The sequence below is a fragment of the Streptomyces sp. MP131-18 genome (assembly GCF_001984575.1).
GTDB classification, from domain to species: domain Bacteria; phylum Actinomycetota; class Actinomycetes; order Streptomycetales; family Streptomycetaceae; genus Streptomyces; species Streptomyces johnsoniae.
Genome location: NZ_LZNS01000001.1, coordinates 2,436,020 through 2,456,380 on the forward strand (window position 1 = coordinate 2,436,020; position 20,361 = coordinate 2,456,380).

The 20,361-nt window shown below is 71.4% G+C and carries 17 protein-coding genes and 1 riboswitch; of the genes, 10 read left to right on the forward strand and 7 right to left on the reverse strand.

What is annotated here, in order from left to right; all coding sequences use genetic code 11:
* The first annotated feature begins 3 nt into the window (after positions 1-3).
* Positions 4-972, forward strand: a complete 969-nt coding sequence (locus STBA_RS10625; RefSeq protein WP_077059013.1) for a diacylglycerol kinase family protein — start codon at positions 4-6, stop codon at positions 970-972.
* A gap of 336 nt (positions 973-1,308) precedes the next feature.
* Positions 1,309-1,566 carry a WhiB family transcriptional regulator gene (locus STBA_RS10630; protein ID WP_059012246.1) on the forward strand — a complete coding sequence of 86 codons (258 nt, stop codon included), beginning with the start codon at positions 1,309-1,311 and terminating at the stop codon, positions 1,564-1,566.
* Between the two features lie 176 nt (positions 1,567-1,742).
* Here the strand turns inward: STBA_RS10630 and STBA_RS10635 are convergent, their stop codons facing one another.
* Together STBA_RS10635 and STBA_RS10640 are read right to left on the reverse strand one after the other, a co-directional pair.
* On the reverse strand, positions 1,743-3,233 hold the full coding sequence (locus STBA_RS10635) for a PAS domain-containing sensor histidine kinase (RefSeq protein ID WP_077063241.1): 1,491 nt from the start codon (positions 3,231-3,233) through the stop codon (positions 1,743-1,745).
* Between the two features lie 311 nt (positions 3,234-3,544).
* Positions 3,545-4,144 (reverse strand): TetR/AcrR family transcriptional regulator, encoded by a 600-nt coding sequence (locus STBA_RS10640; RefSeq protein WP_077059014.1) that lies wholly within the window; start codon positions 4,142-4,144, stop codon positions 3,545-3,547.
* A gap of 81 nt (positions 4,145-4,225) precedes the next feature.
* Between STBA_RS10640 and STBA_RS10645 the strand changes: the two genes are divergently transcribed.
* A complete protein-coding gene (locus STBA_RS10645; protein WP_077059015.1) occupies positions 4,226-4,987 on the forward strand; it encodes an SDR family oxidoreductase in 762 nt (253 codons plus the stop codon).
* Between the two features lie 12 nt (positions 4,988-4,999).
* Here STBA_RS10645 and STBA_RS10650 read toward each other — a convergent pair whose 3' ends face one another.
* From STBA_RS10650 to STBA_RS10670, 5 genes are all read right to left on the reverse strand, one after another.
* The gene (locus STBA_RS10650) at positions 5,000-6,073 is read right to left on the reverse strand and encodes an SIS domain-containing protein (RefSeq protein ID WP_077059016.1); all 1,074 of its coding nucleotides are present in this window, start codon (positions 6,071-6,073) and stop codon (positions 5,000-5,002) included.
* Between the two features lie 29 nt (positions 6,074-6,102).
* A complete protein-coding gene (locus STBA_RS10655) occupies positions 6,103-7,650 on the reverse strand; it encodes a glycoside hydrolase family 3 protein (protein WP_077059017.1) in 1,548 nt (515 codons plus the stop codon).
* Between the two features lie 9 nt (positions 7,651-7,659).
* Complete coding sequence (locus STBA_RS10660; RefSeq protein ID WP_077059018.1) at positions 7,660-8,472, reverse strand: carbohydrate ABC transporter permease; 813 nt, start codon at positions 8,470-8,472, stop codon at positions 7,660-7,662.
* Positions 8,469-9,449 (reverse strand): sugar ABC transporter permease, encoded by a 981-nt coding sequence (locus STBA_RS10665; RefSeq protein WP_077059019.1) that lies wholly within the window; start codon positions 9,447-9,449, stop codon positions 8,469-8,471. The genes STBA_RS10660 and STBA_RS10665 overlap by 4 nt, the downstream gene beginning before the upstream one ends.
* Positions 9,450-9,576: 127 nt before the next feature.
* Positions 9,577-10,836 carry an extracellular solute-binding protein gene (locus STBA_RS10670; protein ID WP_077059020.1) on the reverse strand — a complete coding sequence of 420 codons (1,260 nt, stop codon included), beginning with the start codon at positions 10,834-10,836 and terminating at the stop codon, positions 9,577-9,579.
* A 273-nt stretch (positions 10,837-11,109) separates the two neighbouring features.
* Here STBA_RS10670 and STBA_RS10675 point away from each other — a divergent pair, with 273 nt between their 5' ends.
* The 7 genes from STBA_RS10675 (at position 11,110) to STBA_RS10705 (ending at position 20,361) form a co-directional block, all read left to right on the forward strand.
* Entirely contained in the window at positions 11,110-11,928 is an 819-nt protein-coding gene (locus STBA_RS10675; protein ID WP_077059021.1) for a GntR family transcriptional regulator, read from the forward strand.
* Between the two features lie 210 nt (positions 11,929-12,138).
* Positions 12,139-14,259: a carbon starvation CstA family protein gene (locus tag STBA_RS10680; RefSeq protein ID WP_171987874.1), complete on the forward strand. Its 2,121-nt coding sequence runs from the start codon at positions 12,139-12,141 to the stop codon at positions 14,257-14,259.
* Positions 14,256-14,471: a CstA-like transporter-associated (seleno)protein gene (locus tag STBA_RS10685; protein ID WP_077059023.1), complete on the forward strand. Its 216-nt coding sequence runs from the start codon at positions 14,256-14,258 to the stop codon at positions 14,469-14,471. The genes STBA_RS10680 and STBA_RS10685 overlap by 4 nt, the downstream gene beginning before the upstream one ends.
* 127 nt (positions 14,472-14,598) lie before the next feature.
* Complete coding sequence (locus tag STBA_RS10690; protein WP_253194636.1) at positions 14,599-16,095, forward strand: DUF2079 domain-containing protein; 1,497 nt, start codon at positions 14,599-14,601, stop codon at positions 16,093-16,095.
* 90 nt (positions 16,096-16,185) lie between these two features.
* Entirely contained in the window at positions 16,186-16,713 is a 528-nt protein-coding gene (locus STBA_RS10695; RefSeq protein WP_077059024.1) for a GNAT family N-acetyltransferase, read from the forward strand.
* 16 nt (positions 16,714-16,729) lie between these two features.
* A riboswitch (cobalamin riboswitch) is annotated at positions 16,730-16,869 on the forward strand.
* Positions 16,870-16,936: 67 nt separating this feature from the next.
* A complete protein-coding gene (locus tag STBA_RS10700; protein ID WP_079251843.1) occupies positions 16,937-19,345 on the forward strand; it encodes a ribonucleoside-diphosphate reductase subunit alpha in 2,409 nt (802 codons plus the stop codon).
* A complete protein-coding gene (locus tag STBA_RS10705; RefSeq protein ID WP_077059026.1) occupies positions 19,336-20,361 on the forward strand; it encodes a ribonucleotide-diphosphate reductase subunit beta in 1,026 nt (341 codons plus the stop codon). The genes STBA_RS10700 and STBA_RS10705 overlap by 10 nt, the downstream gene beginning before the upstream one ends.

Sequence of the window (20,361 nt, forward strand, 5' to 3'; positions counted from 1 at the left end):
TGCATGCGCGCACTACTCGTGGTCAACCCGGTCGCCACCACCACCAGCGCGCGGACCCGTGACGTCCTCACCCACGCACTCGCCAGCGACCTGAAGCTGGAGGTCGCCGCGACCGGTTACCGCGGGCACGCGCGGGAGCTGGCCAGGGAGGCAGCCGAGCAGGGGACCGCGGACCTGGTCATCGCGCTCGGCGGCGACGGCACGGTCAACGAAGTGGTCAACGGCCTGCTGCACCACGGCCCGGACACCGGGCAGCTGCCGCGGCTCGCGGTCGTGCCCGGCGGCTCCACGAACGTGTTCGCGCGGGCACTCGGCCTCCCCAACGACGCGGTCGAGGCCACCGGGGCGCTGCTGGACGCGCTGCACGCGAAGTCGGAACGCGCGGTCGGTCTCGGCCTCGCGGCCGGCACGCCGGACACCCAGGACGCCGAAGTCCCGCGCCGCTGGTTCACGTTCAACGCGGGGCTCGGTTTCGACGCGGGTGTCGTCGGCCGGGTGGAGTTGCAGCGGGAGCGCGGCAAACGGTCCACGCACGCGCTGTACGTGCGGCAGGCGATGCGGCAGTTCCTCGGGGACCAGCACCGCACCGCGGGCACGATCACGCTGCGGCGCGCGGGGCACGAGCCGGTGACGGGGCTCGCGCTGGCGATAGTGTGCAACACCGCGCCGTGGACGTTCCTGGGGAACCGGCCGATGTACGCGGCGCCCCGCGCCTCGTTCGACACCGGGCTCGACCTGCTGGGACTCACCCGGCTGTCGTCCGCGGCGGTGACGCGGTACGCGACGCAGCTGCTGCGCAGTTCGCCGGACCGCGGGCCCCGCGGGAAGCATGTGGTGGCCCTCCACGACGAACCGGACTTCACCTTGCAATCGCAGGTGCCACAGCCGTTTCAGCTTGATGGTGACCACCTCGGACTGCGTACAAGTGTGACCTTCACAGGCGTACGCCGTGCACTGCGTGTGATTGTGTGAGCAGAAGCCCGCAAACTCCTTCCAGTCGAACGTTTAGTGCAGGCTCCACCCGTCGGAAGTAGGGCTGTGAGCTAGGCGACACCAAGGATTCAAAAAAAACTTTCCGGAAGGGGTTGTATCCGCAGCCCAGGTTTGCGAACCTCTACATGGCGATCGGGACGGCCGGGACACACCTCGGCCCCCTTGAGAGTCCGAATCCTCTTCGAGCCTGCGGGTGCCGCAGCGAAGGTCCTCACTGAAGATGCCTGAGCAGCAGCCCGATCTTTGTCTGGGGATTCGTGAAAGCGTTCACATTCACAAGCAATGTAACTGCAACGTGCAGGAGATGGAGCAGACATGGACTGGCGTCACAGCGCCGTTTGCCGCGAGGAGGACCCCGAGCTGTTCTTCCCCATCGGCAACACCGGTCCTGCGCTGCTGCAGATCGAGGAAGCCAAGGCCGTCTGCCGCCGCTGCCCCGTCATGGAGCAGTGCCTGCAGTGGGCTCTGGAGTCCGGCCAGGACTCCGGCGTCTGGGGCGGAATGAGCGAGGACGAGCGCCGTGCCATGAAGCGCCGCGCCGCTCGCAACCGGGCGCGCAAGGCCAGCGCCTGAGTTATCGGGCGCGCCCTCACGCCCCCGCCACCCGCTGCCCCGAGCCGCAGCACGCGCAGCACCCGTCAGGTGCCCAACGCGAAACGCGCCGATCCCCGACCCGCGAGCACACATCACCGCGGGCCGGGGATCGGCGTTTGTGCGTCCCGGGCTCAGCAGTTCAACGGCTCAGCGGCTCAGCGCTTGGCCCCGTGCCGCTCCAGCGGCAGGTCGAGCGACACGCGCGTGCCGCCGTCCTGGGCCGGCACCATGTCGAAGGTGCCGCCCAACTCCCCCTCCACCAGCGTGCGCACGATCTGAAGGCCCAGATTCCCGTCGCTGCGCGGATTGAACGTGCGCGGCAGCCCCTGCCCGTCGTCCTGAACGGTGACCAGCAGCCGCCCCGGCTCGCGCGTGCCGTCGGTGCGGGTCGCGTTCACCTCGATCGCGCCGCGCTCCCCCGAGGGGAAGGCGTGTTCAAGTGCGTTCTGGAGCACCTCGGTCAGGACCATCGACAGCGGGGTCGCGGTCTCGGCGTCCAGGATGCCGAAGCGGCCGGTGCGGCGGCCGATGACCCGGCCGTCCGGGGCGAGTTCGGCAACCATGGTGATGACGCGGTCGGCGATCTCGTCGAACTCCACCCGCTCGTCCAGATTCTGGGACAGCGTCTCGTGCACGATGGCGATGGAGCCGACGCGGCGCACCGCCTCGTCCAGGGCGGCTCGCGCGCTGCTGTCGCCGGTGGCGCCGATACGCCGGGACTGGAGGCGCAGCAGCGCCGCGACGGTCTGGAGATTGTTCTTCACCCGGTGGTGGATCTCCCGGATGGTGGCGTCCTTGGTCATCAACTCGCGCTCGCGCCGCCGCAGTTCGGTCACGTCGCGGAGCAGTATGAGGGAGCCGATCCGCTCACCCTTCGGCTTCAGCGGGATAGCGCGCAGCTGGATCACACAGTCGTTGCCCTCGATCTCCGCCTCCCGCGGCGCCCAGCCGCTGGCGAGCTTGACCAGTGACTCGTCCACCGGGCCGCGGGTCGGGGCGAGGTCCGCCGTGGTCGGGCCGAGCGGCAGGCCCACCAGGTCGGCGGCCAGGCCGAGCCGGTGGTAGGCGGACAGCGCGTTGGGGCTGGCGTACTGCACGACGCCCTCGGCATCCAGCCGGATGAAGCCGTCGCCCACGCGCGGCGCACGGTCCATGCCGACCTGCTGCCCCGGGAAGGGGAAGGCGCCCCCGGCGATCATCTGGGCGAGGTCGGACGCGCTCTGGAGGTAGGTCAGCTCCAGGCGGCTGGGGGTGCGCACGGTCAGCAGGTTGGTGTTGCGCGCGATCACGCCGAGCACCCGGCCCTCGCGGCGCACGGGGATGGACTCCACGCGCACCGGCACCTCCTCGCGCCACTCCGGGTCGCCCTCGCGCACGATCCGGCCCTCGTCGAGGGCGACGTCGAGCAGCGGGCGCCGGCCGCGCGGCACCAGGTGGCCGACCATGTCGTCCTGGTAGGAGGTGGGCCCGGTGTTGGGCCGCATCTGGGCGACCGAGACGTAGCGGGTGCCGTCGCTGGTCGGCAGCCAGAGCACCAGGTCCGCGAAGGACAGGTCGGAGAGCAGCTGCCACTCGGACACCAGCAGGTGGAGCCAGTCGAGGTCGTCGTCCGTGAGCTCGGTGTGCTGGCGGACGAGGTCGTTCATGGAGGGCACACGGGCGAGCTTACCGGCGCGCGCAAACACGCTCCGGCGCGCTTGAGCCGCGCTCAAGAACCGACGGCGCGAGCCGGGGCAGTCGGACAAGTGCTTTCAGAGCATGGACACACGACCGCAGTGCGGTTCAGAATGGGGAACGCCAGCGTACTTCTGCTCTCCCCGCACAGGAGGGCAGAGCGAGGCCGCACGACGCTATCTGCCCTGACGGCGTCGAAGGCCCGCATCGCTCCGGGCTGCGGTGCCGAGAGGGTTGAGGGTCCCTCCCCGGCGCCGCGGCCCGCGGGTGTGCCCGGCCCCGGTCACGGGGCGGCGGGCCAGGCGCGCAGCGCCGCCTCCGCGACGGCCTCCAGGGCCGCCCGTTCCACCCCGTCCCGCGCCTGCTGGCTCATGCCCTGGAGGACCGCGCCGACGAAGCGGGCGAGACCCGCCGCGTCGGTCCCGGCCGGCATCCGCCCCGCGGCGATGTCCGCCCGGATAAGGCTCTCGAACGCACGCACGTTTTCCTCACGGCGCGCACGCAATCCGGTGGCCACCTGATCCACCGGGCAGTTGAGCGCGGCGGAGGCGATCAGGCAGCCCGGTGGGCGACCGGGGGCCGTGTACTCGGCGGCGGCCTCGCGCAGGACGCGGGCCACGACCTGCTGCGCGGTGGGCTCCTCGGCCAGGGCCCGGCCGATGAACCCGCCGAAGCGCTCCCCGAAGCGCTCCACGACCTCCTCGAAGAGGGTCTGCTTGTCCCCGAAGGCGGCGTACAGGCTGGGGGCCCCGATGCCCATGACGCGGGTCAGCTCGGCGACCGAGGTGGCCTCGTAGCCGCGCTCCCAGAAGACCCACGTCGCCTGGTCGAGGGCGGCCTCCCGGTCGAAGGACCGAGGGCGTCCGCGTGTTCTCTCCGCCATGCCCACATTCTATAGCGCCCGCTTAAAAATGCGTGCTAGCGTTCTTTCTGTAGCAGCCACTAGAGAAAGGCGGGCGGCGCCATGGGCACGCTCACGGGAAAGACGGCGCTGGTCACCGGCGCGAGCCGCGGCATAGGGCGGGCCATCGCCGAGCGGTTCGGCCGCGAAGGGGCCCGCGTCGCGGTGCACTACGGCCGGGACGAGGCCGCGGCCGAGACCACCGTGAAGGCGATCGAGACGGCCGGCGGCAGCGCATTCCCCCTCCGGGCCGAGCTGGGGGCGCCTGGCGACGCGGAGGCCCTGTGGGAGGCGTTCGACGAGCGGGCCGACGGCCTCGACATCCTCGTCAACAACGCGGCCATCAACGGCACGCGCCGCGGGGTCGCCGACACCGACCGGGCCGAGTTCGAGCAGATCTTCGCGGTGAACGTGACCGCGGTCTTCTTCCTCGTGCAGCACGGCCTCGGCCGGCTGCGGGACGGCGGACGCGTCATCAACATCAGCACCGGACTGACCCGCAGGGCGGCCGATATGACCGAAGTGCTGGCGTACACCATGTCCAAGGGCGCGCTCGACCAGTTGACGGTCGGCCTCGCCAAGGAGTTGGGCCCGCGCGGCATCACCGTCAACGGCCTGGCCCCCGGGGTCGTCGACACCGACATGAACGCCGACTGGCTGCGCGCCGGGGGCGAGGAGGCGCGGCACACGGTGTCGGCGATGTCACCCCTCGGCCGGGTCGCCGACGGCAGTGACATCGCCGACGCCGCCGCGTTCCTCGCCTCCGACGACGGCCGCTGGGTCACGGGCGACTGGCTGAACGCGACCGGCGGCGCCGTGCTGTGACGGGCCGCGGGGTCAGCGGGTCTCGGTCACCTTGGCCAGGGCCCGCGGGGCGTCCGGGTCCTGGCCGCGGGCCAGGGTGACCTCGTAGGCGAGCAGTTGCAGCGGAATGATCTCCAGGATCGGCTGCAACTCCTCGCGCACACCGTCGGTGGGCAGCGCGAATCCGGCCGACGCAGCCGCCACCTGCGCGCTTGGCCCGATGACCACCAGGTCGGCGCCGCGGTCCTTCAGCCGGTCGAGCACCGGCTGGAGCGCCTCGCCGCCGCGGCCGTCGGTGACGATGGCGATGACGGGGAAGATGTTGTCGACCATCGCCAGCGGGCCGTGCAGCAGGTCCGCGCCCGAGTACGACAGCGCCGGGATGTAGCTGGTCTCCATCAGCTTCAGCGCCGCCTCCTTGGCGGTCGGATAGCCGTAGCCGCGGGAGGTCAGCACCATCCGTTCGGCGAAGCGGTAGCGCGCCGCCAGCTGCCGGATCTCGTCCTGCCGCGCCAGAATTCGCGTCGCCAGCTCCGGGAGCCGGCCTGCGGCGGCGGTCCCGTCGCCGCCGCGCAGGCCCTCGGCGAACAGGTAGAGCGCGAGCAGCTCAGCCGTGTACGTCTTGGTGGCCGGCAGGGCCCGCTCCGGCCCGGCCAGCACGTCGACGTGGAACTCGGCGGCCTCGGCCAGCGGCGAGTCCGCGTTGTTGGTCACGGCCAGCGTGATCGCCCCGCCCGCGCGGGCCGCCTTCGTCGAGGCGACCAGGTCGGGCGAGCCGCCGGACTGGCTGACGGTGATCACCAGGCAGTCGGCGAGATCCTGCTGGGCCGCGTAAGCGGTCGTCGTCGACATGGACGTCAGGCCGCACGGCTTCCCCACCAGGATCTCCAGCAGGTACTTCCCGTACAGCGCCGCGTTGTCCGAGGTGCCGCGGGCGGTCAGCAGCACGAACCGCGGCCGCCGCGCGGCGATCCGCGCCGCGACCTCGCGGATGCGCGGCGCGCCCTCGGCGAGCAGCCGGCGCAGCACGGCGGGCTGCTCGGCCATCTCGGCCGCCATCAGACGGCCGGGCGGTGCGTCGGGCGGCGCGACAGGGGTGGCTTGCATCGAGGGTTCCCTCCCGGTTGCGGTACCGGTCACCGCGGGGCCCGGCCCGCGATGACCTCGGCGGCGGCCCGGCCGCAGACGCGGGCGGCGCCGTGGGTGGCGATGTGCAGAGCGCCGGACGGCGGCGCGTGCGGCACGCCCATCTCGACGACGACCGTGTCCGGACGGGCCGCGAGCAGCCGGGCGAGCGCGTCGGCCATCCAGGCGTGGCGGTGCACGTCGCGGACGACGGCGACGATGCGGCGCTCCCCCGCGGCGGCCAGGATCTCGGCCACGAACCCGTCGCCGCCGGCCCGTTCCGCCTCCTCGCGGGTGTGGCTGCCGGTGGCGGTGCCGGGCAGCAGCCCGGCCAGCTCGGGGCCGACACCCCACGGGGTGTGCTCGCCGACCGCGATGTTGGCCACGGGCGGGAACGAGGCGACGTAGGGCGGCGCCGCCAGCGGGACGAACGGGTCCGCGCCGTCGGGCCGGTGCAGGCGCAGCGCGCGGCGGGCGGCGGTCAGGCCGACCTCGCCTGCCGGGTCGGGCGCCCCGGCCCGCGCCGCGGCCCCCGCGGTCCAGTCGGCCAGCTCCCGCACGCGCGTGGCGGCGTCGTGCAAACGTTCCTCGGGCAGCTCGCCGCTGTGCACGGCCCGCACCAGGGCGTCGCGCAGGCGCAGCACCTCGGCCTCGTCGGACGGGGTGCCGCCGATGCAGAGGGCGTCGGCGCCCGCGGCGATGGCGTGGACGCAGCCGCCGTCCAGGCCGTAGGCGCCGGCGACGGCCTTCATCTCGATGGCGTCGGTGAAGATCAGCCCGTCGTAGCCGAGACCGCCCTCGGCGGCCGGGGCGCGGAGCAGGCCGGTGAGGACGGCGGGGCTGAGCGTGGCGGGCCGGTCGGGGTCCAGGGCGGGCACGAGGATGTGGGCGCTCATCACGCAGCGGGTGCCGGCCGCGATGGCCGCTTTGAAGGGCGCGAGCTCCCGGGTGTGCAGCGTGTCGGAATCCAGGTCGATCAGCGGCATCGCGTGGTGGGAGTCGACGCTGGTGTTGCCGTGTCCGGGGAAGTGCTTCACGCAGGCGGCGACGCCCGCGCTCTGGAGCCCCTCCACGTAGGCGACGGTGTGCCGGGCGACCAGCTGCGGGTCGTCGCCGAAGGAGCGGACGCCGATGACCGGGTTGTCCGGGTCGGTGTTGACGTCCGCGGAGGGCGCCCAGTTGAGGTTGACGCCGCAGACGGCCAGGCGGCGGCCCAGCTCGGCGGCGACCTCGCGCGTCAGGGCGGTGTCGTCCACGCTGCCCAGGGCGTGGTTGCCGGGGAACGAGGAGCCCCCGTGCACTTCGAGGCGGGTGACGTCGCCGCCCTCCTCGTCGACGGAGACCAGCACGTCGGGCTTCGCGGCCCGCAACTGGGCGGTGAGGGCGGCCACTTGTTCCGGCGAGACGATGTTGCGGCCGAAGAGGCCGACGCCGGTCATGCCGTTGGCCAGCTGCCGCGGCAGCCAGTCGGGCAGGTCCGTGGTCCCGGCGAAGGTCGGCTGGAGAACGGCGAGCGCGTCGCGGGTGACGGTGTCGGAGTCGCGTACGGCAGTCGTCATGAGCGAGTGCTATCCCTTCACGGCACCCGCGGAGAGGCCGCCGGTGACCCGTCGCTGGAGCAGGATGAAGAGGATGAGGACCGGGATGGTGAACATCGAGGAGGCGGCCATGGTCGCGCCCCAGTCGTTGCCGAAGTTGGTCTGGAACTGCGTCAGCCACAGCGGCAGCGTCGCGGCGTCCGGCGCCTTGTTCAGCACCAGGACCATGGCGTACTCGTTCCAGGCCGAGATGAAGCCGAACAGGGACGTCGCCATCAGGCCGGGGGCGAGCAGCGGGAAGATGACGCGGAAGAACGCCTGGGTCCTGGTACAGCCGTCGATCATGGCGGACTCCTCCAGTTCCTTGGGCACCGCGGCGATGAAGCCGCGCAGTGTCCAGATGGTGAACGGGAGCGCCATGACGAAGTACACGAGCGTCAGGGTGCCGATGCTATTGAGCATTTCGAGGTCGCGGGCGTTGAGGTACACGACGATGATCAGGATTTCCCACGGCGCCATCTGCGCCATCATCACCGCGATGACCATGCCGCGGCGCCCGCGGAAGCGCATGCGCGCGATGGCGTAACTGGCCATCAGGGCCACGCCGAGCGCGAGAAGTACGGCGCCGATGGTGACGATGAAGCTGTTGCCGACGTACGTCCAGAACAGGTCGACGCCGGTCGCGGTGGAGTAGTGGTCGAAGGAGGGGGTGAAGAAGAACACCGGGTCCTTCGAGAGCACATCGGTATTGCTCTTGAAGGAGGTGGAGAACATCCAGTACACGGGGAAGAGGAACAGCACGACCAGCACCAGGGCCGTGCCGTTGAGCATGACCTTCCTCATGATTCCTCCTTCTCCTGCTTGAAGATCAGCCAGAAGTAGAACGACATGGCGACCAGCAGGATGATCAGCGTGAGGACGGAGATCGCGGCCGCGGCGCCGTACTGGTTCTGGCCCATGCCCTCCATGTAGGCCATGACCGGCAGTGTTTCGGACTGGCGGTCGGGGCCGCCCTCGTTCATGGCGTAGATCTGGGTGAACGCCTTGAACACCCAGATGATCTCCAGGAAGGTCGTGATCAGGAAGAACGGCCGCATGATCGGGACCAGGATGGACCAGAAGACGCGCCAGTCGGAGGCGCCGTCCATGCGGGCGGCCTCCCAGATCTCTCCGCTGACGGTGGTGAGCCCCGCGTAGAGGTTGAGCGCGACGAACGGCACCGACGCCCACACGATCAGCACGGTCACGATGGCCAGCGTCGAGGTGCCGCTGCCGAACCAGTTGTGCTGCTCGTAGCCGGAGAAGCCGAGGCTGCGCATCACCCAGTTCGCGACGCCGAACTGCTGGTCGAACAGCCACTGGAAGACGGTGGTGCTGGCGATGACGGGCATGGCCCAGGCCGCGACGAGGCTGATGGACAGGAGCAGCCGCATCTTGGTGCCGAGTGCGTTGAGCAGCAGGCCGATCAGCGTGCCCAGGATCATGATCACCAGCACGTTGGCCGCCATGAAGACGAACGTGCGGACGGCCGCGTCCCAGAAGCGCTCGTTCTCCAGAACGGCCCGGTAGTTGTCCAGGCCCGTCCACTCGGTGGTCCTGGAGATCAGCTGGCGGCGGCCGAACTCCTGGAAGGAGATGACGAGATTGCGGACGAGCGCGTAGCCGAGGACGGCGGCCAGGGCCAGTACGGCGGGGGCGAGCAGCAGGTACGGCAGCCAGCGCGCGGAACGCGGGCGGCGCGGCCGCGGCGGGGGCAGGCCGGCCGTGGAGGGGTCCGGACCCGGTACCCGGGGCGGGGCGTCCTCGATATGCACGGTCATGCGTGGTATCCCTCGTCTTCCTCGGTCTTCCCTCGGTTCCCCTCCGTCCCGGCACCGCCGCCCGAACGGCCGGGACGGGGTCTTGAGGGGTGCCGCCGGCGGGCCGGCGGCACCCCGGTGTCACGTGCTACTCGCGGTTGATCCGGGTGGTGATCTCCGCGTCGGCCTCCTCGGCGGCGGTCTGGTAGTCGTCGCCGTTGAGTGCCTTGGTCATCAGTTCCTTGATGGGGTTGGGCTCGGTCTCCACGTTCGCCCAACCGGTGGTGAGGGGCGGCAGGAAGCCGACGTCCGCGGAGGCCACCATCGCCTCGGCGAAGCTGCCCGGCTCCGGCTCGGCCGTGACGTCGGTGCGGTTGGGCACGACGCCGTCGCCGTTGGCGTCGACGAACTTCTGCGCGTATTCCTGCGAGGTGGCCAGGCGGAGGAACTCCATGGCCAGGTCCGGGTTTCCGGCCCGCTCGGAGACGGCCAGGTTGGAGCCGCCGAGGAAGACGTTGCCCAACTGGTCGGCGGTCTTGCCCGGCACCGGGAAGTAGCCGAAGTCGGCCTCGCCGCCGGCCTCCTCGATGGCGGCGATGGCGCCCGCGGCCTCCCAGCCGAGGCCGATCCAGGAGCCGATCTCCTGGTTGGGCACGATGTCGACGGACTGCTGCGGCTCGGCCTCGTCGATGTCGGCCGGCGCCTCGGAGAAGGACTGGAGCGTGCGGTAGAACTCCATGCCCGCCTCGCCCTCGGGCGTGGCCAGCGAACCGGCCCACTCCTCGCCGTCCTCGACGGCGAACGCGCCGCCCTCGTCGGCGACGAAGCCACCCATCACGTAGTAGCTCTGGCCGGGCAGGTAGATGGGCTGGGCCTCGGTGTTCTCGTCGATCAGCTCCAGCGCCTCGACCCACTCGTCCCGTGTGGTGGGCACCTCGGCGCCGGCGTCCGCCCAGACGCTCTGGTCGTAAATGACCACCCGGTTGGCGCCGTACCAGGGCACGGCGTACAGCGTGCCGTCGACCTCGGCGGAGGCCAGCATGTTTTCCGACCAGGGCTCGTCCGCCAGGTCGCTCAGGTCGGCGAGGCCACCGGTGTTGGCGTAGCCGACGGTCTGGGTGTTGCCGAGCTCCAGCACGTCGACGGTGCCGTCCTCGGACAGGGCCGTGGTCAGCCGGTCCTGGATGCCGTCCCACTGCTGGATCTCGACATTGACCTGGACGTCGTGCTCCTCCTCGAACGCCGCGGTCAGCTCGTCGACCCACGGCTCCGGAGCGGAACCGTCCATGAGCCAGACGGTGATGGAATCGGCGTCGCCGCCGTCCCCCCCACTGCCGTCGTCGCCGCAGGCGGCCAAGGCGGCCGTCAGGGCCGTCACACCGACGGCAGCGATCAGCTTGCGCTTCACGTCACCCTCCTCAAAAAAGAGCCGGACCCCCCACTCTGTGGCCTGGGGACGACCGTTACGTTAGTGGTGTAGACAAGAGGTGTAGACCAGTTGCACGGAGCCTGGACTAGACCACGCCGGGGTGTCAAGGGCCCACGAGCGGCAGCCGCTGTCCGTTACCGGACCGACATCTGCCCGGGGGCACCGCGGTTGTCGGGCCCGTGTCACGATGTCAGCTGCGATGTGTCGGAGGAGCCGGTGACGGCAGAACAGAACGAGTCGGGAAGGCGTGCCATGGCCAGGGACGGTGGAGTGACCGCAGGCGCCGCCGGCCCCGCGGGCGCCACTTCCCCCGCCACAGGCCCGGACGGCACCGACCGTACCCGCACTGCCCGTGTCCCTAAGTACTACCGCCTCAAGCGCCATCTGCAACAGATGACGGAGACTCTTCCTCCCGGCACCCCCGTGCCGCCGGAGCGCTCCCTCGCCAGTGAGTTCGACACCTCGCGCACCACGGTGCGTCAGGCGCTCCAGGAGCTGGTCGTCGAGGGCCGCCTCGAACGCATCCAGGGCAAGGGCACGTTCGTCGCCAAGCCGAAGGTCTCCCAGGCCCTCCAACTGACCTCCTACACCGAGGATATGCGGGCCCAGGGCCTGGAGCCGACCTCCCAGTTGCTGGAGATCGGCTACATCACCGCGGACGAACGGCTCAGCCGCCTGCTCGACCTGCCCGAGGGCGGCCGGGTGCTGCGCATCGAGCGGCTGCGCCTGGCCAGCGGCGAACCGATGGCGATAGAGACCACGCACCTGTCCCAGGAGCGCTTCCCCGCGCTGCGGCGCAGCCTGGTCCGCTACACATCGCTGTACACGGCCCTGGCCGAGGTCTACGACGTGCACCTGGCGCACGCCGAGGAGACCATCGAGACCTCGCTGGCCAACCCCCGCGAGGCGGGCCTGCTCGGCACGGACGTCGGCCTTCCGATGCTGATGCTGTCGCGCCACTCGCGCGACAGCGGGGGCGAGCCCGTGGAGTGGGTCAGGTCGGTCTACCGGGGCGACCGTTATAAGTTCGTGGCCAATCTGGAACGTCCGCACCCCTCCGCGCCCCGCTGAGGGGCCCGGTTCCCCGCCGATGACCGCGGACCGTGTCCGCCCCATGGTCTTCCAGCCGCTCCTGGCCTAGATTCCGGCGAGTCAGCGAGTGATCACCGGCGGGAGGACATCGTGCAATCCCCACCACGAGCACGTCAGGGGCGGCAGGTACACCCACGTTCCATCGTCGTCTGGACGGCCGTCGCCGTCGTCGGCGGGGTCGGCTGGGCCATGCTGGCGCTGTCCCGCGGCGAGGAGGTCTCCGCCGCGTGGATGGTCGCCGCGGCCCTCGGCTCGTACGCCATCGCGTACCGCTTCTACGCCCGTTACATCGCCACCCGGGTCCTGCGGACCGACCACACCAGGGCCACGCCCGCGGAACGGCTCGCCGACGGTCTCGACTACCACCCGACCGACCGTCGGGTGCTGCTCGGCCACCACTTCGCGGGCATCTCCGGCGCCGGGCCGCTCGTCGGCCCGGTGCTGGCCGCGCAGATGGGGTACCTGCCGGGCACCATCTGGATCATCGTCGGCGTGATCTTCGCGGGCGCCGTCCAGGACATGGTTGTGCTCTTCTTCTCCACCCGCAGGGACGGCAAGAGCCTCGGCCAGATCGCCCGCGAGGAGATCGGCCCGGTCGGCGGCACCGCCGCGGTCCTGGCCATCTTCGCCATCATGATCATCCTGCTGGCGGTGCTGGCCCTGGTGGTGGTCAACGCGCTGGCGGAGTCGCCCTGGGGCGCGTTCTCGGTCGGCATGACCATCCCCATCGCCCTGTTCATGGGCATCTACCTCCGCTTCCTGCGCCCCGGCCGCGTCGCCGAGGTCACCGTGATCGGCATCGCGCTGCTGCTGTTCGTCATCGCGGCCGGCCGCTGGGTCGCCAACTCCAGCTGGGCCGAGGCGTTCACGCTGGACCCGAGCACGCTGGTCATCTGGCTGGTGCTCTACGGCTTCGCCGCCTCCGTGGTGCCGGTGTGGCTGCTGCTCGTGCCGCGCGACTACCTGTCGACGTTCATGAAGATCGGCACCATCGCCCTGCTCGCCGTCGCCATCGTCGTCACCCTGCCGGGGCTGCAGATGGAGGCGGTCACCGACTTCGCGTCCAACGGCGAAGGGCCGGTGTTCGCCGGGTCGATGTTCCCGTTCGTCTTCATCACCATCGCCTGCGGCGCGGTCTCCGGCTTCCACGCGCTGATCTCCTCCGGGACCACGCCGAAGATGATCCAGAAGGAGACGCAGGTCCGCAGCATCGGCTACGGCGCGATGCTCATGGAGTCCTCGGTCGCGGTCATGGCCATCACCGCCGCCTGCGTCCTCGACCCCGGCGTGTACTTCGCGATGAACGCGCCGCCCGCCGTCATCGGCGACACCCTCCAGTCCGCCTCGGACACCATCTCCTCCTGGGGCTTCATGCTGACCCCCGAGCAGCTCGCCGAAGCGGCGGAGTCCGTCGAGGAGGAGTCGCTGCTGTCCAGAACCGGCGGGGCGCCGACGCTGGCCCTCGGCCTCGCGGGCATCCTCGCCGACATCATCGGCGGCGACAGCATGATGAGCTTCTGGTACCACTTCGCGATCATGTTCGAGGCGCTGTTCATCCTCACCGCCATAGACGCGGGAACGCGCGTCGGCCGGTTCATCCTCCAGGACGCCCTCGGCAGCATTCCGGGGCTCGGCCGTCTGCGTTCCAACACCTGGCTGCCCGGCGTCTGGCTCACCAGCGCGATCGTCGTCGGACTGTGGGGCTGGCTGCTGTGGGTCGGCGTCAACGACCCGCTCGGCGGCATCAACACGCTGTATCCGATCTTCGGCATCTCCAACCAGCTCCTCGGCGCCGTGGCCCTGGGCATCTGCACTCTGCTGCTGATCAAGGCGGGGCGGCTCAAATACGCCTGGGTGACCTTCGTGCCGTTCGCCTGGGTGTCCCTGGTCACGCTCACCGCCAGCTGGCAGAAAGTCTTCTCCGGCGACCCGGCCGTCGGCTTCCTCGCCCGCCGCGACCAGTACCAGGACGGCATCGACGCGGGACAGCTGCTGCCGGGCGCCGCCGACATGGACGACATGCGGACCATCGTCAACAACGCGACCGTCGACGCGGTGATCTCCGCCGCGCTCGCGCTGCTCGTCCTCGTCGTGTTCGCCGACGCGCTGCGCGTGTGCCTGAAGGCCATCCGCACCCCGGCCTCCGTCACGCTGAAGGAGGCGCCGTACCAGGAGTCGAAGATGATCGCCCCGGCCGGACTCGTCGCCACCAAGGAGGAACGCGCCGAACTCGCCGCGGCCGGGCTCGGCCCCGGCGGTGGCATCCCCGAACAGGCCGCGGGCGACCGCGCCCCCGAGGCCCGCACATGAGCCGCCTCGTCACGGCCCCGCGCCGCGCCGCGGCCTGGGTGCGCTGGTACGTCACCGAGTTCACCGGCGAGACCGCCTACGAGCGCCACGTCGCCTGGCTCGCGCGGCACGACCCCGGCGCACCGGTGCCCACCCGCCGCGAGTTCGAACGGCGCCGCACCGACGCGCGCTACGCCGACCCGCGCAACGGTCACCACCGCGGCTGCTGCTGACCCGCGCCGGGCCGGGCCGCGCGGCCCGGCCCGGCCCGCCGGGCCCGGTCGCGCGGCCCCCGGCTGCCCGCGCCCCCCGGCGTTCTCGTACCGTTCTTCGATGACCAGGCGGGCGTGGAGGAGAACGGTGTCCGAAGAAGGCCGTACCGGCCCACCGGCGGCGCCGCCCGCCCCCGCGCCCGGTGAGCCGGCGGCGGCCGAGCCGCCCGCCGGCCGGCGAATACGCGCGGCGCGCGCCACGGCGCGCGCCTGGCGCACCGGGCGCCTCGACCCGTGGCTGCTCGCCGCCGCGTTCTTCGCCGTCTACGCGGCCATATCGGTGACCCGCTGGCTGCGCTGGGAGAACCGCTCCTGGGACCTGGGCATCTTCGAGCAGGTCGTCCGCTCCTACGCCCGCCTCGAAACCCCGGTCTCCGACCTCAAGGGCCCCGACTTCCCCATCCTGGGCGACCACTTCAGCCCGGTGACCGCGCTGATCGCCCCGTTCTACCGCCTCTTCCCCGGCCCGGTGACGCTCCTCGTCGCGCAGGCCGCCCTGTTCGCGCTCGCCGTCGTCCCCGTCACCCGCGCCGCCGCGCACCTGCTGGGCCGCGCCGCGGGCGCGGCCCTCGGCACCGCCTACGGGCTGTCCTGGGGTGTGCAACGCGCCGTGGACTTCGACTTCCACGAGATCGCGTTCGCCGTGCCGCTCATCGCGTTCGCCCTCGAAGCCGTCCTGCGGGAACGGTGGCGCGCCGCGCTGTGCTGGGCCGTTCCGCTGCTGTTCGTCAAGGAGGACCTGGGGCTGACCGCCGCCGCGATCGCCTTCGTCGTCGCCGTCAGGACGTGGCACTCCCGCCCCCGCGCCGCCACCGGCGCGCTCACCACCGCCGCGCTGTGCGTGGCGGGCTGCGCGCTGACCCTGGCCGTCCTCATACCAGCGTTCAACGCGGGCGGCGAGTACGACTACTGGACGAAGCTCGGCGAGGGCGGCGGCGGCCCCGCCGACGCCCTGCTGACCGGGACCGAGGAGAAGCTGCGCACGCTGCTGTGGGTGCTGGTGCCCACCACCGGGCTGCTCGCCCTGCGCTCCCCGCTGCTGATCGCCGCCCTGCCCACCCTCGGCTGGCGGTTCGTGTCCCAGGACCCGCACTACTGGTCCACCGACTGGCACTACAGCGCGGTGCTCATGCCGGTCACCGCCCTCGCCCTGGCCGATGCCGTGGCGCGCAGCCGCCGCTCCCTGCGGCCCTGGCTGCGCACCTACGCCCACCACCTGCCCGCCGCCGCCCTGGCCGCCGCGCTCGCGCTCAGCACCGCCCTGCCCGCCGCCGCCCTCACCCGCGCCGAGACCTACCGGCCGGGGCCCGTGGCGGAGGCGGGCGCCCGCGTGCTCGACACCATCCCCGACGGCGCGGAGGTCGCGGCGAACGTGCGGCCCATCTCCCAGCTGACGCAGCGCTGCCGGGTCTTCTGGATCGGCGGCAGCGGCGACCTGGTGCCGGACTGGGTCGCCTACTACGACCCGGCGCACAGCGCCGAGTCCGTGGCCGACTACGTCGCGCAGCTCTACCCGGAAGGCCCCCGCTGGCAGGTGACCGCCCAGGAGGCCGGCTTCTTCGTCCTGCGGGCCGCGGGCCGCTGACCGGCGGCGGACGGCGGCGGACGGCGGCGGACGGCGGCGGACCGCGGAAAATCCGCTGAGCGGCACACCGTCCGCGGCGAGGATGGCCCCATGGACATCGTCATCAGGAACGCCGAGCCCGGCGAGCTCGACCGCGCCGGGGAGCTGGTCGCCGCCACCTACCTCGGCGACGGGCTGCTGACCTTCGGCACCGAGGACCCCTACCTGCCCACACTGCGCGACGCCCGCGGCCGCGCCCGGCACGCCGAGGTGCTGGTCGCCACGGAGCCCGCCGGTGAGCTGCTCGGCTGCGTCACGTTCGTCGGCGACGGGGGCCCGTTCGCGAACGTCGCGGGGCCGGGCGAGGCGGAGTTCCGGATGCTCGCGGTCGTGCCCGCGGCGCGCGGCCGCGGTGCCGGGGAGGCGCTGGTGCGCGCCTGCCTGCACCGGGCGCGCCGACTCGGGCAGCGGCGTGTCGTCCTTTCCAGTCAGTCGCGAATGCACACGGCCCACCGGCTGTACACGCGGCTGGGGTTCGTTCGGGCGCCTGAGCGCGACTGGGAGGCCGTTCCGGGGTTCCCGCTTCACGTGTTCGCACGTGAGCTTGCGGATGAGGGAGACGAACAGCACAACATATAGGGGCCCTCGAATCGCTCGGCACAACATGTATGCTCGTGCTCGCTGTCGCCGCAGGGAATCCGGTGTAAATCCGGAACTGTCCCGCAACGGTGTGCGATGGGCGGACTCGTGCTGCCCGTCGTGAGTCCGACCACTGCGGACGGCACCAACCATGTCCGGGCCTCGTGGGCTGGGCCGACGGACGTCTCGCGGTATGCCTTTGCCTTGTCACACGCATGCCTCGATGCGCCCGCCTGCCCTCAAGGGGCCGCCGCGATTCGAGGGAGAGCATCGAGTGACCACTGCACCCGTCGCACCCGCGGAGCCGGTTACAGCCGCGCTGCCGCGCCTGCTGACCGACCTCACCGCCGACCTGCAATACGCCGACCCCGACCGGGTGGCGACCGCCGTGCTCCGCGGCCGTCACGCCGGTTCGGACGAGGCCGAGTTGCGCTCGCTCGCCATCGAGGCCGCGGCCGGACTCATCGCCGAGGAGCCCGCCTACTCCCGGCTCGCGGCCCGGCTGCTCACCCTCGCCATCCGCGACGAAGCCGCCGCGCAGGGCGCCGTCTCGTTCTCCGCCTCGATCGCCACCGGCCACCGCGAGGGGCTCATCGGCGACGCCACCGCCGCGTTCGTGCGCCGGCACGCCGACCGGCTCGACGCGCTGGTCGAACGGGCCGTCGCGGACGGCGCCGACGACCGGTTCGAGTACTTCGGGCTGCGCACCGTCGAGTCCCGCTACCTGCTGCGGCACCCCACCGAACGCCGCGTCATCGAGACCCCGCAGCACTTCCTCCTCCGCGTCGCCTGCGGCCTGGCCGACGGCGACTCCGACCGCGCCCTGGCTGAGGTCGCCGAGCTGTACCGGCTGACCAGCACCCTCGCCTACCTGCCGTCCTCCCCCACCCTGTTCAACTCCGGTACCAGGCACCCGCAGATGTCGTCCTGCTACCTGCTCGACTCGCCCAAGGACGAGCTGGACTCGATCTACGAGCGCTACCACCAGGTCGCCCGCCTCTCCAAGCACGCCGGCGGCATCGGCCTGTCCTACAGCAGGATCAGGGCCCGCGGCTCCCTGATCCGCGGGACGAACGGCAAGTCCAACGGCATCGTCCCGTTCCTGCGCACCCTCGACTCCTCCGTCGCCGCCGTCAACCAGGGCGGCCGGCGCAAGGGCGCCGCCTGCGTCTACCTGGAGACCTGGCACGCGGACCTTGAGGAGTTCCTCGAACTGCGCGACAACACCGGCGAGGAGGCGCGCCGCACCCACAACCTGAACCTGGCGCACTGGATTCCGGACGAGTTCATGCGCCGCGTCGAGGCCGACGCCGACTGGTCGCTGTTCTCGCCCGCCGACGTGCCCGCGCTCACGGACCTGTGGGGCGAGGACTTCGACGCCGCCTACCGCCGCGCCGAGGCCGAGGGGCTCGCGGTGCGGACGCTTCCGGCCCGGCAGCTGTACGCGCGCATGATGCGGACGCTCGCGCAGACCGGCAACGGCTGGATGACGTTCAAGGACGCCGCCAACCGCACCGCCAACCAGACGGCGGAGCCCGGCGCGATCGTCCACTCCTCCAACCTGTGCACGGAGATCCTCGAGGTCACCGACGACGGGCAGACCGCCGTGTGCAACCTCGGCTCGGTCAACCTCGCCGCCCACCTCGGTCAGGACGGCTCCCTGGACTGGGACCGCCTCGACGCGACCGTCCGCACCGCCGTCACGTTCCTCGACCGCGTCGTGGACATCAACTTCTACCCGACCGAGCAGGCCGCGACGTCCAACTCCCGCTGGCGCCCCGTCGGTCTCGGCGTCATGGGCCTGCAGGACGTGTTCTTCCGGCTGCGGCTGCCGTTCGACTCGCCCGAGGCGCGCACGCTGTCCACCCGCATCGCGGAACGCATCATGCTCACCGCCTACGAGACCTCCGCCGACCTGGCGGAACGGCACGGCCCGCACCCCGCCTGGGACGCCACCCGCACCGCGCGCGGAGTGCTGCACCCGGACCACTTCCCCGACGCCTCGCCCGCCTGGGCGGACCGCTGGGCGGCCCTTCGGACGCGCATCGCCCGCACCGGCATGCGCAATTCGCTGCTGCTCGCCATCGCGCCGACCGCGACCATCGCCTCCATCGCCGGCGTGTACGAGTGCATCGAGCCGCAGGTGTCCAACCTGTTCAAGCGCGAGACGCTCAGCGGTGAGTTCCTCCAGGTCAACACGTACCTGGTGGCCGACCTCAAGCGCCTCGGCCGCTGGAACGACACCACCCGCGAGGCCCTGCGCGAGGCCAACGGCTCGGTCGAGGGCCTGCCGGACCTGCCCGAGGAGGTGCGGGCGCTGTACCGCACGGCCTGGGAGCTGCCGCAGCGCGCCCTGATCGACATGGCCGCCGCCCGCACGCCCTACCTCGACCAGAGCCAGTCGCTCAACCTCTTCATGGCCTCGCCCACCATCGGCAAGCTCAGCTCGATGTACGCCTACGCCTGGAAGCGCGGCCTGAAGACGACGTACTACCTGCGTTCGCGCCCGGCCACCCGGATCGCCCAGGCCGCCGGGGCCGGGGCCCAGACCGTCACCCCCGTCCCGTCCGTCCCCGAGCAGGCCGTCGCCTGCTCCCTGGAGAACCCCGAGTCCTGCGAGGCATGCCAGTGACCGCCCCCGCCCAGCACAAGAACCTGCTCGACCCCGGCTTCGAACTGACGCTGCGCCCGATGCGCTACCCGGAGTTCTACGAGCGCTACCGGGACGCCATCAAGAACACCTGGACCGTGGAGGAGGTCGACCTCCACTCCGACGTCGCCGACCTGGCGAAGCTGTCGCCCGGCGAACAGCACCTGATCGGGCGCCTGGTGGCCTTCTTCGCCACCGGCGACTCGATCGTCGCCAACAACCTGGTGCTCACGCTCTACCGGCACATCAACTCCCCCGAGGCGCGCCTCTACCTGTCGCGGCAGCTGTTCGAGGAGGCCGTGCACGTCCAGTTCTACCTGACGCTGCTGGACACCTACCTGCCCGATCCGGACGAGCGGTCGGCGGCGTTCGCGGCCGTCGAGAACATTCCGTCGATCCGCGAGAAGGCGCAGTTCTGCTTCCGCTGGATGGACTCGGTGGAGGACCTGGCGCGCCTGGAGAGCCGGGCGGACCGGCGGCGCTTCCTGCTCAACCTCATCTGCTTCGCGGCCTGCATCGAAGGGCTGTTCTTCTACGGCGCCTTCGCCTACGTGTACTGGTTCCGCTCCCGCGGGCTGCTGCACGGCCTGGCGACCGGCACCAACTGGGTGTTCCGCGACGAGAGCATGCACATGGAGTTCGCGTTCTCGGTCGTGGACACGGTCCGGCGGGAGGAGCCCGACCTGTTCGACGCGGAGATGGAGCGCGAGGTCACGGCGATGCTGCGGGAGGCCGTCGAGGCGGAGCTCCAGTTCGCCCGCGACCTGTGCGGCGACGGACTGCCGGGCATGAACACCGAGTCGATGCGGCAGTACCTGGAGTGTGTCGCCGACCAGCGGCTGGTCCGCCTCGGCCTGGCGCCGGTGTTCGGCTCCAGGAATCCGTTCGGGTTCATGGAGCTGCAGAACGTCCAGGAGCTGACCAACTTCTTCGAACGGCGGCCCTCCGCCTACCAGGTGGCCGTCGAGGGGAACGTCTCCTTCGACGACGACTTCTGA